The 13,030-nt window shown below is 60.9% G+C and carries 12 protein-coding genes; 10 read left to right on the plus strand and 2 right to left on the minus strand.

The window, feature by feature from the left end:
* The first annotated feature begins 3 nt into the window (after positions 1-3).
* The 4 genes from BLU46_RS24720 (at position 4) to BLU46_RS24735 (ending at position 4,462) form a co-directional block, all read left to right on the plus strand.
* Complete coding sequence (locus BLU46_RS24720) at positions 4-984, plus strand: substrate-binding domain-containing protein (protein ID WP_063027976.1); 981 nt, start codon at positions 4-6, stop codon at positions 982-984.
* On the plus strand, positions 981-2,489 hold the full coding sequence (gene araG / locus BLU46_RS24725) for an L-arabinose ABC transporter ATP-binding protein AraG (protein WP_093207359.1): 1,509 nt from the start codon (positions 981-983) through the stop codon (positions 2,487-2,489). The genes BLU46_RS24720 and araG overlap by 4 nt, the downstream gene beginning before the upstream one ends.
* An 18-nt stretch (positions 2,490-2,507) precedes the next feature.
* Complete coding sequence (gene araH / locus BLU46_RS24730; protein WP_026077769.1) at positions 2,508-3,473, plus strand: L-arabinose ABC transporter permease AraH; 966 nt, start codon at positions 2,508-2,510, stop codon at positions 3,471-3,473.
* A gap of 185 nt (positions 3,474-3,658) precedes the next feature.
* Positions 3,659-4,462: an IclR family transcriptional regulator gene (locus BLU46_RS24735; RefSeq protein ID WP_063027980.1), complete on the plus strand. Its 804-nt coding sequence runs from the start codon at positions 3,659-3,661 to the stop codon at positions 4,460-4,462.
* 124 nt (positions 4,463-4,586) lie between these two features.
* On the opposite strand, the gene BLU46_RS24740 is transcribed toward BLU46_RS24735, so the two are convergent.
* Positions 4,587-5,639 carry an NAD(P)-dependent alcohol dehydrogenase gene (locus BLU46_RS24740; protein WP_093210189.1) on the minus strand — a complete coding sequence of 351 codons (1,053 nt, stop codon included), beginning with the start codon at positions 5,637-5,639 and terminating at the stop codon, positions 4,587-4,589.
* Positions 5,640-5,820: 181 nt separating this feature from the next.
* Between BLU46_RS24740 and BLU46_RS24745 the strand changes: the two genes are divergently transcribed.
* Complete coding sequence (locus BLU46_RS24745) at positions 5,821-6,711, plus strand: AraC family transcriptional regulator (RefSeq protein ID WP_004371227.1); 891 nt, start codon at positions 5,821-5,823, stop codon at positions 6,709-6,711.
* A gap of 193 nt (positions 6,712-6,904) precedes the next feature.
* On the opposite strand, the gene BLU46_RS24750 is transcribed toward BLU46_RS24745, so the two are convergent.
* A complete protein-coding gene (locus BLU46_RS24750; RefSeq protein WP_063027982.1) occupies positions 6,905-8,569 on the minus strand; it encodes an electron transfer flavoprotein-ubiquinone oxidoreductase in 1,665 nt (554 codons plus the stop codon).
* A 553-nt stretch (positions 8,570-9,122) separates the two neighbouring features.
* Between BLU46_RS24750 and BLU46_RS24755 the strand changes: the two genes are divergently transcribed.
* The 5 genes from BLU46_RS24755 (at position 9,123) to BLU46_RS24775 (ending at position 12,884) form a co-directional block, all read left to right on the plus strand.
* Positions 9,123-9,872, plus strand: coding sequence for an electron transfer flavoprotein subunit beta/FixA family protein (locus BLU46_RS24755; protein WP_004371224.1), 750 nt, complete (start codon positions 9,123-9,125; stop codon positions 9,870-9,872).
* Between the two features lie 2 nt (positions 9,873-9,874).
* Complete coding sequence (locus tag BLU46_RS24760) at positions 9,875-10,804, plus strand: electron transfer flavoprotein subunit alpha/FixB family protein (protein ID WP_004371223.1); 930 nt, start codon at positions 9,875-9,877, stop codon at positions 10,802-10,804.
* 83 nt (positions 10,805-10,887) lie between these two features.
* Positions 10,888-11,703: a substrate-binding periplasmic protein gene (locus BLU46_RS24765; RefSeq protein ID WP_063027984.1), complete on the plus strand. Its 816-nt coding sequence runs from the start codon at positions 10,888-10,890 to the stop codon at positions 11,701-11,703.
* Between the two features lie 9 nt (positions 11,704-11,712).
* Complete coding sequence (locus tag BLU46_RS24770) at positions 11,713-12,075, plus strand: DUF4398 domain-containing protein (RefSeq protein ID WP_076015098.1); 363 nt, start codon at positions 11,713-11,715, stop codon at positions 12,073-12,075.
* Positions 12,072-12,884, plus strand: coding sequence for an OmpA family protein (locus BLU46_RS24775; protein ID WP_093207362.1), 813 nt, complete (start codon positions 12,072-12,074; stop codon positions 12,882-12,884). The genes BLU46_RS24770 and BLU46_RS24775 overlap by 4 nt, the downstream gene beginning before the upstream one ends.
* Positions 12,885-13,030 lie beyond the last annotated feature (146 nt).

Raw genomic sequence — 13,030 nt, forward strand, 5'->3', positions numbered from 1 at the left:
TTCATGCTCAAGAAGACACTAGGCACCCTTGCACTCACAATGGCACTCAGCGGCCTGGCCTCTGCCGAAGAAGTAAAGATCGGCTTTCTGGTCAAGCAGGCGGAAGAGCCTTGGTTCCAGACCGAATGGGCCTTCGCTGAAAAAGCCGGCAAGGACCATGGTTTCACCGTGATCAAGATCGCCGTGCCCGATGGCGAGAAAACCCTATCCGCCATCGATACCCTCGCTGCCAACGGCGCCAAGGGCTTCGTCATCTGCCCGCCGGACGTGTCCCTCGGCCCGGCGATCATGGCCAAGGCCAAGCTGAATAACCTGAAAGTGCTGGCGGTGGACGACCGCTTCGTCGACGCCAAGGGCAAGCCCATGGAAGACGTGCCTTACGTTGGCCTGGACGCCTACAAGATCGGCCAGAAACAAGGCGAAGCCATGGCCACCGAAGCCAAGCATCGCAACTGGGACTGGAAGGACACCTACGCCGTCATCAATACGTTTGACGAGCTGGAAACCGGCAAGAAACGCACCGACGGTTCGGTAGAAGGCCTCAAGGCCGCCGGCCTGCCGGTTGACCACATTCTGTTCACCGCGCAGAAAACCCTCGATGTGCCGGGCGCCATGGACTCCACCAACTCGGCCCTGGTGAAACTGCCCAGCGGCGCGAAAAACCTGCTGATTGGCGGCATGAACGACAGCACCGTACTGGGCGGCGTACGCGCCACCGAAAGCGCCGGGTTCAAGGCGCCGAATGTGATCGGCGTGGGCATCAACGGCACCGACGCCATCGAAGAACTGAAAAAATCCGACACCGGTTTCTACGGCTCGATGCTGCTCAGCCCCGATGCGTCCGGCTATAAAACCGCTACCGCGATGTTCGAGTGGGTGACCAAAGGCACCGAGCCGGCCAAGTTCACCGCCCTGGATAACGTGACCCTGATCACCCGCGCCAACTTCAAGGAAGAGTTGAGCAAGATCGGTCTGTGGAAATGAACAGCGCCGCTGCAGAGAGCCTGCGCTTCAACGGCATCGGCAAGGAGTTTCCCGGGGTGAAGGCCCTGGCGCAGATCAGCTTTGAAGCGCGGCCCCATTCGGTGCATGCGCTGATGGGCGAGAACGGCGCGGGCAAGTCGACCTTGCTGAAAATCCTCGGCGGTTTTTATCCGCCCAACAGCGGCAGTTTGCAGTTGGGCGAACGCAGCGTGAGTTTCAAGTCGGCGGCCGACAGCATCGCCAGCGGCATCGCGGTGATTCACCAGGAGCTGCAACTGGTGCCGGAAATGACCGTCGCCGAGAACCTGCTGCTGGGGCATATGCCGTCGCGCTTTGGCGTGGTCAATCGCGGGGCGATGGTGCGCAAGGCGCGGGAATTGCTCAAGGGCCTGGCGGATGAAATCGATCCGAACATGCGCCTGGGCAGCCTGTCCCTCGGCCAGCGGCAACTGGTGGAAATCGCCAAGGCGATGTCGCGCAATGCCCATGTGATTGCGTTCGATGAGCCCACCAGCAGCCTCTCGGCCCGCGAGATCGAGCGGCTGATGGTGATCATCGCCCGGCTGCGGGATGAAGGCCGGGTGATCCTCTACGTGTCGCACCGCATGGAAGAAGTGTTCCGGATTTGCGATGCGGTGACGGTGTTCAAGGACGGGCGCTTCGTGCGCACCTTCGAGGACATGGCGCAGTTGAACGTCGACCAGTTGGTCAACTGCATGGTCGGGCGGGATATCCAGGACATCTACGACTACAGGCCGCGTGAGCACTCCGGTGAAGCGCTGCGAGTCGAAGGGTTGCTCGGGCCTGGGTTACAGGAGCCGGTGAGTCTGCAGGTAAGCAAGGGCGAGATTCTTGGGCTGTTTGGCCTGGTCGGGGCAGGGCGCACAGAGTTGTTGCGCCTGCTCGCCGGGCTGTCCCGCAGTACCCAGGGTGCACTGTTGTTGCATGGCCAGGCGCAGACGTTCAAGACGCCGCGGGATGCGATTGCGGCGGGCGTGTTGCTCTGCCCCGAGGACCGCAAGAAGGAAGGCATCGTGCCCCGCGCCAGTGTTGCGGAGAACATCAACATCAGTGCGCGCCGCGACCATGCGCGCTTCGGCTGGCTGATCCAGGGCGGTTGGGAACGCACCAACGCCCAGCGGCAGATCAGCGCGTTGAACGTGCGCACGCCGTCTGCCGACCAACCGATTTTGTTCCTGTCGGGGGGCAATCAGCAGAAGGCGATTCTCGGTCGCTGGCTGTCGATGCCGATGAAAGTGTTGTTGCTGGACGAGCCGACGCGCGGCATTGATATCGGTGCCAAGTCGGAGATCTACCAGATCATCCACAACCTGGCGGCCAGTGGCATTGCGGTGATCGTGGTGTCCAGCGACCTGATGGAAGTGATGGGCATCTCCGACCGCATCCTGGTGATGAGCGAAGGCGCCCTGACCGGCGAATTGACCCGCGATCAAGCGGACGAAGCACGGCTGCTGCAACTGGCTCTTCCGCGTACGCGGGACTGAAGAATACGAGGGGTGGGTATGTCACAGGTAAAAACCGCAAGAAGCTTCTGGCCGGGGTTCAACCAGCGCAAGTTTCTTGATGATTGGGTCATGCTGCTGGCGGCCCTGAGTATCTTTGTGCTCAGCGCCATTTTCATCGACAACTTCCTCTCGCCGCTGAACATGCGCGGCCTGGGGCTGGCGATTTCCACCGTGGGCATTGCGGCCTGCACGATGCTGTTTTGCCTGGCGTCGGGGCACTTCGACTTGTCGGTGGGCTCGGTGATCGCCTGTTCGGGCGTGGTGGCGGGGATCGTGATTCGCGACACCGACAGCGTGTTCTTCGGCGTGTCGGCGGCTTTGGCCATGGGCCTGGTGGTGGGGCTGATCAACGGTATCGTGATCGCCAAGCTGCGGATCAACGCGTTGATCACGACGCTGGCGACGATGCAGATCGTGCGCGGGCTGGCGTATATCTTTTCCAACGGCAAGGCGGTGGGCGTGATGGACGAAAACTTCTTCGTCTTTGGTAACGGCCAGCTGTTTGGCGTGCCGGTACCGATCATCATCACCGTGCTGTGCTTTGTGTTTTTTGGCTGGCTGCTGAACTACACCACCTACGGGCGCAACACCATGGCCATCGGTGGCAACCAGGAAGCGGCGCTGTTGGCCGGGGTGAATGTCGACCGCACCAAGATCATCATCTTTGCCGTGCACGGCGTGATCGGCGCCTTGGCCGGGGTGATCCTGGCGTCGCGGATGACCTCGGGGCAACCGATGATTGGCCAGGGGTTCGAGTTGACGGTGATCTCGGCGTGCGTGCTGGGCGGGGTGTCGCTGAGCGGCGGGATCGGGATGATCCGGCATGTGATTGCCGGGGTGCTGATTCTGGCGATCATCGAGAACGCGATGAACCTGAAGAACATCGACACCTTCTACCAATACGTGATTCGCGGCTCGATCCTGTTGCTGGCGGTGATTATCGACAGGATGAAGCAGCGATAAAAAGGGCGCCACAAGACCAATGTGGGAGCGGGCTTGCTCGCGAAAGCGGTGTGTCAGTCAGCCTATGCACTCACTGGAAAACCGCATTCGCGAGCAAGCCCGCTCCCACATTTTGATCTCCTCTGTTTTGCTGGTCCGCATTTGCCATAATGCTCGCCGTTTTCGTACTTCCCAATAGGCCCGATATGCAGGAAAACGCCCACATTCCCGTCAAAGACGCCGCCCCCACCGGCACCCAGACCCTGCTTCGCGGATTGGGCGTGGTGCAGGCAGTGGCCGCCGGCGCGCGGGATCTCAAGGAGATTGCCAAGCGCATCGGCACCACCCGCAGTACCACTCACCGCCTGGCCAGTTGCCTGGTGGAAGAGCGCTACCTGCGCGTGGTGCCGCAAGTCGGCTATCTGCTGGGGCCCAAGTTGATCGAGTTGGGGTTTCAGGCGCGCGAGGAATTGCCGCTGGTAAGCCTGGCGGTTCCCTACCTGGACGAGTTGTCGGCGCTGACTGGCGACACCATCCATCTGGCGATCCGCGAATACGACGACGTGCTGTACCTGCACAAGAACCCTGGTCGCAACGGCCCGGAAATGCGCTCGCGCGTCGGCCATCGCATGCCGCTGGCGCGCACCGGGATCGGCAAGGCGTTGTTGCTGGATGACACGGTGGAAGAGTGGCAGCGCCTGTATCAGGTCAGCTTGCCCACGGGCGGGAAGAACTTGCAGTGGCCGCAGCACCCCGAGCAATCCTGGGCACAGTTTGAACAGCGCATGCAGGAATACGTGGCGGGCGGTTATGCGTTCGATCTGGAAGACAACGAACCGTCGATCCGTTGTGTCGCGGCACCGGTGCGCGATGCCAGCCGGCGAATCGTCGCCGGCATCAGCATCGCCAGTACCGTGCCCTACATGCCGCTGGAGAAAATGGCCGAGCTGATTCCTGTGATCAAACAGGTCGCAGCGCGGCTGTCAGCGGAGTTGGGCGCGAAGGCCTGATCAGGCCTGATCGTTCCCACGCTCCGCGTGGGAATGCCTCCGCGTCCAGCAGGACTTGAGCCCTGCGCAACGGTGACGCGGAGCGTCACAGCATGCGTTCCCACGCAGAGCGTGGGAACGATCATCAGACCTTCAAGGTCGCCATGTCGATCACGAAGCGGTACTTCACATCACCGGCAATCATGCGGGTGTAGGCTTCGTTGATCTGGCGGATGTCGAGCATTTCGATGTCGCAGGTGATGCCGTGCTCGGCGCAGAAATCCAGGACTTCCTGGGTTTCGGCAATGCCACCGATCAATGAACCGGCCAGTACCTTGCGGCCCAGCACCAGCTTGGCAGCGTTGACGGGCGGGTCGACTGGCTCGATCAGGCCCACCAGGATGTGCACGCCGTCAAAGCGCAGCACGTCGAGGTAGGGATTCAAGTCGTGCTGCACCGGGATGGTGTCCAGCAGGAAATCGAAGTGCCCGGCAGCGGCTTTCATCTGTTCAGCATCGGTGGACACGATCACGTGATCGGCGCCCTGGCGACGGCCTTCTTCAGCCTTGCTCGCGGAGCGGGTGAACAATGTCACTTCCGCGCCCATGGCCTTGGCGAACTTGATGCCCATATGGCCCAACCCGCCCATGCCCAGAACCCCAACCTTGTCGCCAGCCTTCACACCGTAGTGCTTGAGTGGTGAGTAGGTGGTGATGCCGGCGCAGAGGATCGGCGCGGCGCTGGCCAGGTCGAGCTTGGCCGGGATCTTCACCACGAAGTGTTCGCTGACCACGATGCTGTCGGAGTAGCCGCCCATGGTGTTGCTGCCATCGACCCGGTCTGGGGTGGCGTAGGTCATGGTCGGGCCTTCGAGGCAGTATTGCTCGAGGTCGGCGTGGCAGGCGTCGCAGTGACGGCAGGAGTCGACCATGCAGCCAACACCCACCAGGTCGCCGACTTTATGCGCAGTGACGCTGGCGCCGACGGCGGTGACTTTGCCGACGATCTCGTGGCCCGGCATCAGCGGGTACACGGCAATGCCCCATTCGTTGCGTGCCTGGTGAATGTCGGAGTGGCAGACGCCGCAGAAGAGAATTTCGATCGCCACGTCATCAGCGCGTGGGCTACGGCGTTCGAAGGACATGGGGGCGAGGGGAGTGGTGGCCGATTGAGCGGCATAACCGATGGCGGTGTACATGGAGAAACCTCGCAGGTGCAGTGACAGGTGAGGTGGCGCATTCTCCGCGCCGAGGCTTGGGGCGGCCATGGCGATTGCTCCGAGTCTCATGCCTATTCCTCCGGGAGTGCCCCTGGATTGGATCACTGTGGCGCCAGACCTGCGATGATGGTCTCATCCCCTTTTCCGCGAAGTTTTTGCCATGTTGTTGACCCGCCATGTCGACGCCAATGCCGCGTTGGTTGCCCTGATCGAACCACTGACGCCCCGTGATGGCTTCTCCCCCACGAACCTGCCGGGCGTGCAGGTGTTGCGCGCCAGTTGCGATGTGGCGCGGGGCCCGCAGATTTATGAACCGAGCCTGATGATCGTCGCCCAGGGCAGCAAGGTCGCCTACCTGGGCCCGCGTACCCTGGAATACGGCGCCGGGCATTACCTGATCCAGGCGATGCCGGTGCCGTTCGAATGCGAGACCTTTGCCATGCCCAATGCGCCGCTGTTGGGGGTGACGGTGGGCATTGACCGGGTGGTGCTGGGTGAGTTGGTGATGGCGATGGGTATCCAGTCCGGGCCACCGCCGGCGGCGCAGACGTTGGAGTCCATGAGTTCGGTGGTACTGGATGACGCCATGCGTGGCTGCGTCGAACGGCTGTTGCAATGCCTGCACGATCCGCTGGAGAGCCGGATCATGGGCCCGGCGCGGGTGCGGGAATTATTGTTCACCGCATTGCGCGGGCCACAGGCGGATGTGCTGCGGGCACTGGTGGAGCAGCAGGGGCAGTTTTCCCGGGTGGCGACCTCGTTGAATCACCTGCATGCCCATTACGCCGAGCCGCTGAATATCGAGACGCTGGCGGGTTATGCGCACATGAGTGCGTCGACGTTCCACGAACACTTCAAGCGTTGCACGCTGTTGTCGCCGGTGCAGTACCTCAAGCGGTTGCGGTTGCTCAAGGCGCAGCAGTTGCTGTTGGTGGAGGGGATGGGTGTGGCGCAGGCGGCCCATAGCGTGGGGTACCAGAGCACGTCGCAGTTCAGCCGGGAATACAAGCGCTACTTCGAGCGCAGCCCTGGGGATGAGCGAGCGGCATAACTCTCCCAGGCACAACGCGGTCAAAAATGTGGGAGCTGGCTCGCCTGCGATAGCGGTGTGTCAGCCACAGATATATTGCTGACCCACTGCTATCGCAGGCAAGCCAGCTCCCACATTTGACCGAGTCGATGGGGCTTTTTCCGGGCCACAAAAAAGGCCCCCATTCGGGGGCCTCGTTTTTCAAGCCAATGCCTTACATATTCGGGTAAGTCGGCCCACCCGCACCTTCCGGTGTCACCCAGGTGATGTTCTGCGAAGGGTCCTTGATGTCACAGGTCTTGCAGTGCACGCAGTTCTGGGCGTTGATCTGGAAGCGCTTCTCGCCGTCTTCCTTGGTGATCACTTCATACACGCCGGCCGGGCAGTAGCGCTGTGCCGGTTCATCGTAGAGCGGCAGGTTGGTGCCGATCGGGATGCTCGGGTCTTTCAGCTTCAGGTGGCACGGCTGTTCTTCTTCGTGGTTGGTACCGGAGATGAACACCGAGCTCAGCTTATCGAAGCTCAGCTTGCCGTCGGGTTTCGGGTAATCGATTTTCTTGCTGTCCTTGGCCAGTTTGAGGCAGGCGTAGTCCGGCTTGGTGTCGTGCAGGGTGAACGGCATTTTGCCGCCGAGGATATTCTGGTCGAACCAGTTGAAGCCGGCACCCAGGATCGGGCCGAACTTGTGCATCGCCGGGCCGAAGTTGCGGCTGGCGAACAGTTCTTCGTAGAGCCAGCTGTTCTTGAAGCTGTCGACGTAAGCGGTCAGTTCGTCGCCGCCTTCGGATTCGGCGAACAGGCGGTCGGCCACGGCGTCAGCGGCGAGCATGCCGGACTTCATGGCGGTGTGGCTGCCTTTGATCTTGGCGAAGTTCAGGGTGCCCAGGTCGCAACCGATCAGCGCGCCGCCCTTGAACACCATTTTCGGCAGCGAGTTCAGGCCGCCTTTGCAGATGGCACGGGCGCCGTAGCTGATGCGCTTGCCGCCTTCCAGGTACTGGGCCAGCACCGGGTGATGCTTGAGGCGCTGGAACTCGTCGAACGGCGACAGGAAGGTGTTGCTGTAGGACAGGTCGACGATCAAGCCCACGACAACCTGGTTGTTTTCCAGATGATAGAGGAACGAACCACCGGTGTTCTCGGCGCTCATGATGTCCAACGGCCAACCGGCGGTGTGGACTACCAGGCCTGGTTGATGCTTGGCCGGGTCGATTTCCCAGATTTCTTTCAGGCCGATGCCGTAGTGCTGGGCGTCAGCATCGCTGTCCAGGTTGAAGCGCTGGATCAGTTGCTTGCCGATGTGGCCACGGCAACCTTCGGCGAACAGCGTGTACTTGCCACGCAGCTCCATGCCCGGGGTGTAGACGCCTTCTTTTGGATGGCCTTCACGGTCGACGCCGAGGTCACCGGTGATGATCCCGCGCACCACGCCGTTTTCGTCGAACAGTGCTTCCTGGGCGGCGAAGCCCGGGTAGACTTCCACGCCCAGGTTCTCGGCCTGCTGGGCGAGCCAGCGGCACAGGTTGCCCAGGGAGATAATGTAATTGCCTTCGTTGTGCATGGTCTTGGGCACAAAGAAGTCAGGCACCTTGGTGGCGGCTTCGCTGGAGCGCAGTACATAGATGTCATCCCGCACAACAGGGGTGTTGAGCGGTGCACCGAGTTCTTTCCAGTCCGGGAACAGTTCGTTCAGGGCACGGGGTTCAAACACGGCACCGGACAGGATGTGAGCGCCGACTTCGGAGCCTTTTTCGACCACGCAGACGCTGATTTCCTTACCGGCTTCGGCGGCCTTCTGCTTCAATCGGCAGGCGGCAGACAGGCCTGCCGGGCCAGCGCCGACGATGACCACGTCGAATTCCATGTATTCGCGTTCCACAGGCTATCTCCTACTCAAGGCTCAACGGCTTTTTTTTCTAATGGGTGGAGGTTCGGTAATTCGTCCGGCAATGCCTGCATAAATCTCATGCAAGGGGCAGGGGACGACCCACCTTTCTCTCTAGGTGGCGCATTATATCTACACCACTCTCAGCGTCCAATACAAACGTTTGTTTGAATTGCCCGCAAGCTAGGTAAATCAAAGCAACGCGGCTTATAACTGACCATTTTGCCGTATTGACCGGAATAGGCGTTCCGGTCAATATACGGTCGGTTTTGCGCATCCCGTAGGCAGACTGTGGGTTTCAAGGCCACCTCGAAAGACAGGCTGAAGGCAAATAAGGGTGACGCGCGAGCCACGATGGCCCGCAGTTTACACGCCACGATAATGAATGACCTCTCAGTCACCGCTGACGAACGGTCATCACTCCCGTGAGCAAGGTCCCCCGCCGACGATCGCCGGTGTTTTTGGAGGTGCCCTTGTGTGCCGATGAGCATCAACCGCCAGGTTCGCCTAGGCGACTTTCTTTTCACCGGAGAGTAACGAGGAATCCATGAAGGTTCTTGTAGCTGTCAAACGCGTTGTCGATTACAACGTGAAAGTTCGCGTCAAGGCGGACAATTCCGGCGTCGACCTCGCTAACGTCAAGATGTCGATGAACCCTTTCTGCGAAATCGCCGTGGAAGAAGCCGTACGCCTGAAAGAGAAAGGCGTTGCGACTGAAATCGTCGTCGTTTCCATCGGTCCGACCACTGCTCAAGAGCAGCTGCGTACCGCCCTGGCGCTGGGTGCCGATCGCGCCATCCTCGTCGAATCCGCTGAAGAGCTGACTTCCCTGGCCGTTGCCAAGTTGTTGAAAGCTGTTGTCGACAAGGAACAGCCATCGCTGGTGATCCTCGGCAAACAAGCCATCGACAGCGACAACAACCAGACTGGCCAGATGCTGGCTGCACTGACCGGTTACGGCCAGGGCACCTTCGCCTCGAAAGTCGAAGTGAGCGGCGACAAGGTTGCCGTGACCCGCGAAATCGATGGCGGCGCGCAAACAGTTTCCCTGAAACTGCCAGCCATCGTCACCACCGACCTGCGTTTGAACGAGCCGCGCTACGCGTCCCTGCCAAACATCATGAAAGCCAAGAAGAAGCCTCTCGAAGTGCTGACTCCGGATGCTTTGGGCGTTTCCACCGCCTCCACCAACAAGACCGTAAAAGTCGAAGCGCCGGCTGCACGCAGCGCGGGCATCAAGGTCAAGTCGGTGGCTGAACTGGTCGAGAAACTGAAAAACGAAGCGAAGGTAATCTAACCATGACTATCTTGGTAATCGCAGAACACGACAACAAGGTTGTGGCCCCGGCCACCCTGAACACTGTTGCCGCCGCCGCCAAAATCGGTGGTGATATCCACGTGCTGGTCGCCGGCCAAAACGTTGGCGCCGTGGCTGAAGCCGCTGCAAAAATCGCTGGCGTGAGCAAAGTACTGGTCGCCGACAACGCGGCCTACGCTCACCAGTTGCCGGAAAACGTTGCCCCGCTGGTAGCAGAGCTGGGCGCTGGTTACAGCCACATCCTGGCTGCCGCTACCTCCAACGGCAAAAACATCCTGCCGCGCGTTGCTGCGCAGTTGGACGTTGACCAGATCTCCGAGATCGTTTCGGTCGAAAGCGCCGACACCTTCAAGCGTCCGATCTATGCCGGTAACGCCATCGCTACCGTGCAGTCCACTGCCTCGGTAAAAGTCATCACCGTGCGTGCCACCGGTTTCGACCCGGTTGCTGCTGAAGGTGGTTCGGCTGCGGTTGAAGCTGTGGCTGCTGCTCACGACGCTGGCACTTCCAGCTTCGTAGGCGAAGAGCTGGCCAAGTCCGATCGGCCGGAACTGACCGCTGCCAAGATCGTGGTTTCCGGCGGTCGCGGCATGCAGAACGGCGACAACTTCAAGCACCTGTACGCCCTGGCTGACAAGCTGGGCGCTGCGGTCGGCGCTTCCCGCGCTGCCGTCGACGCAGGTTTTGTACCGAACGACATGCAGGTCGGTCAGACCGGCAAAATCGTTGCGCCACAGCTGTACATCGCCGTCGGTATCTCCGGCGCGATCCAGCATTTGGCCGGTATGAAAGACTCCAAGGTGATCGTTGCGATCAACAAGGACGAAGAAGCGCCGATCTTCCAGGTGGCTGATTACGGCCTGGTGGCAGACTTGTTCGAAGCCGTACCCGAGTTGGAGAAGCTGGTCTAATCCAGTCGCTTCACTTATAAAGAGCCCGGTCTTTTGACCGGGCTTTTTTTTGCCCGGTAATTTTTGAATGGGAGAACCCGGCCATGGAATTGCGTCCCTGGACTGTACTGCTGGCCCTGTCGCTGCTGCCGACGGTGTCGTTGGCGGCTGGCAAATGTGATCGCCTGGTGATCACTGGCAGCCCGGACGCACCGCCTTATCTGTGGCGTGATCCCCAGGACCCCACGCACTTGATCGGCGCCACCGCCGACATGTTGCAGCAAGTGGCCAAGGACCTCGGAGTGAAAATCGACCTGCTGTACGGCGGCAAGCGCTCCGTGGCTCTGGACGAAGTGCGCAGCGGACGCATGGACATCCTTGCCGATGCGCCGTTGACCCTCGACGCTCTGGATGCCCTCGATTACATCCACCCGGCATTGGTGCAAACCGATTACCTGGTCTGGACCCGCAAGGATTCGGCCCTGGCCTACAACCAGCCCAGCGACCTGCATGGCCACAAGGGCGCGGTGTCGGAAAGGGCGCGCCTGAGCCGTGACTTTGAAACCTTCGCCGGTGAGCAACTGACCCTGCAACGCCTGCCCACCTTGACCCCGGCGTTTCAGAAGCTGCTGCTGGGGGAAGTGGACTACGTACTCGCCGGACGTTATTCCGGCATGGCCATGGCCCAGACCCTGGGCATGAGCAACGACCTGGTGGCGCGGGAAATACCCATCGACCAGCCGGGACTCTACCTGGCGATTTCCCACAACTCCGCCTGCAACGATCCGTGGTTGCGCGGACAGCTCGCCAAAAAGATGACAGAATTGCCCGCGTCCGGTCTGGCGGAAACCGCGCTGCAGCGCAATCTCGAGCGCTGGAAAGCGCAGTTGCAGCAACCCGTCGGCACCCCAACAAAGTAGGGATTTTCAGTGACTATTCGACCTCTTTTCGCGGCCCTCGCCGTTGTAGCTCTGGCGGGATGTGCAGCCGATCCTGCGCCGAATGAACAAATGCGCCTGACCCAGCAAGCCCTGGAGCAAGCCAACGCCGTGGGCGCCGTCGCCGATGACTCGCCCGAGCTGAAGCTGGCTGAAGGCAAGTTCACCCAGGCCAAGGCCGACATGGCCGATGAATCCTACAAGGACGCCCGCATGCAGGCTGAAGAAGCCGAGCTGGACGCCCGCCTGGCGGAAGCGCGGGTGCTGACCCGCAAAAGCCAGGAGCAACTGAACGTGCTCAACACCCGTATCACCCGCCTGCGCAAGCAGTTGCAGTTGGGAGACGCCCAATGAGCCCGTTGATTCGTGGGTTGAGCTGTGTGGTGTTGCTGGGCAGTGCCCTCGGTGGTTGTGCGACCCATCCCGACAGTAACCTCGCCTTGCAACAGGCGAGCAGTGACTTTCAGAAGGTCAAGGAAGACTCGAATGTGCTGCGTATCGCGCCCAAAGACGTGATACGTGCGGGTGAGTCCCTGGCCCGGGCCGACCGTTTCTCCAGCTTCTGGGGCAGCGGCGCCGATGTGGCGCATTACGCCTACCTGAGCCAGCGCTACAGCGCGATTGCCCGGGAACACACCGAGCAGGCACTCAATCAGGAGCGTGGGGTCAAGCTGGAGCTGGAACGCCAGCGTCTGCAGCTGGCCCTGCGTGAAGCCAAGCTGGCCAGCGTGCAGCAACAGGGCAAATGGATTGAGGCGCAGATTTCCAGTCTGACCACCGTCCAGCCTGATCGCGGGCTGGTGATGACGCTGGGTGACGTGCTGTTCGACACTGGCGAGGCAGAGCTGCAAAACTCGGCCAACCGCACGGTGCTCAAAGTCGTACAGTTCCTGCAGTTGAACCCCAAGCGCGTGGTGCGTATCGAGGGTTACACCGACAATACCGGTGGCGAGCAGGAAAACCTCAAACTGTCTCGGGACCGCGCCCAAGCGGTGGCCGATGTACTGAGCGACCTGGGTATCGATGAAAAACGCATTCAGGTCGAAGGCTACGGCGATCAGTACCCGGTTGACGTCAACGCTTCGGAGCGTGGCCGGGCGCAGAACCGTCGGGTAGAAATAGTGTTCTCCGACGAGAAAGGCCAACTGGGCGCTGCTCGCTAAACCAGGTACTCAAGCTCAAAGGTGATCCTGTAGGAGCTGTCGAGCCCCAGCGAGGCTGCGATAGTATCGCCTCGGTGAACCTGCGAGACCTCAGTTCCTGCATCGCAGCCTGGCTTGGTGCTCGACAGCTCCCATAAAAGCCCGAT

Source organism: Pseudomonas yamanorum (assembly GCF_900105735.1).
GTDB classification, from domain to species: Bacteria; Pseudomonadota; Gammaproteobacteria; order Pseudomonadales; family Pseudomonadaceae; genus Aquipseudomonas; species Aquipseudomonas yamanorum.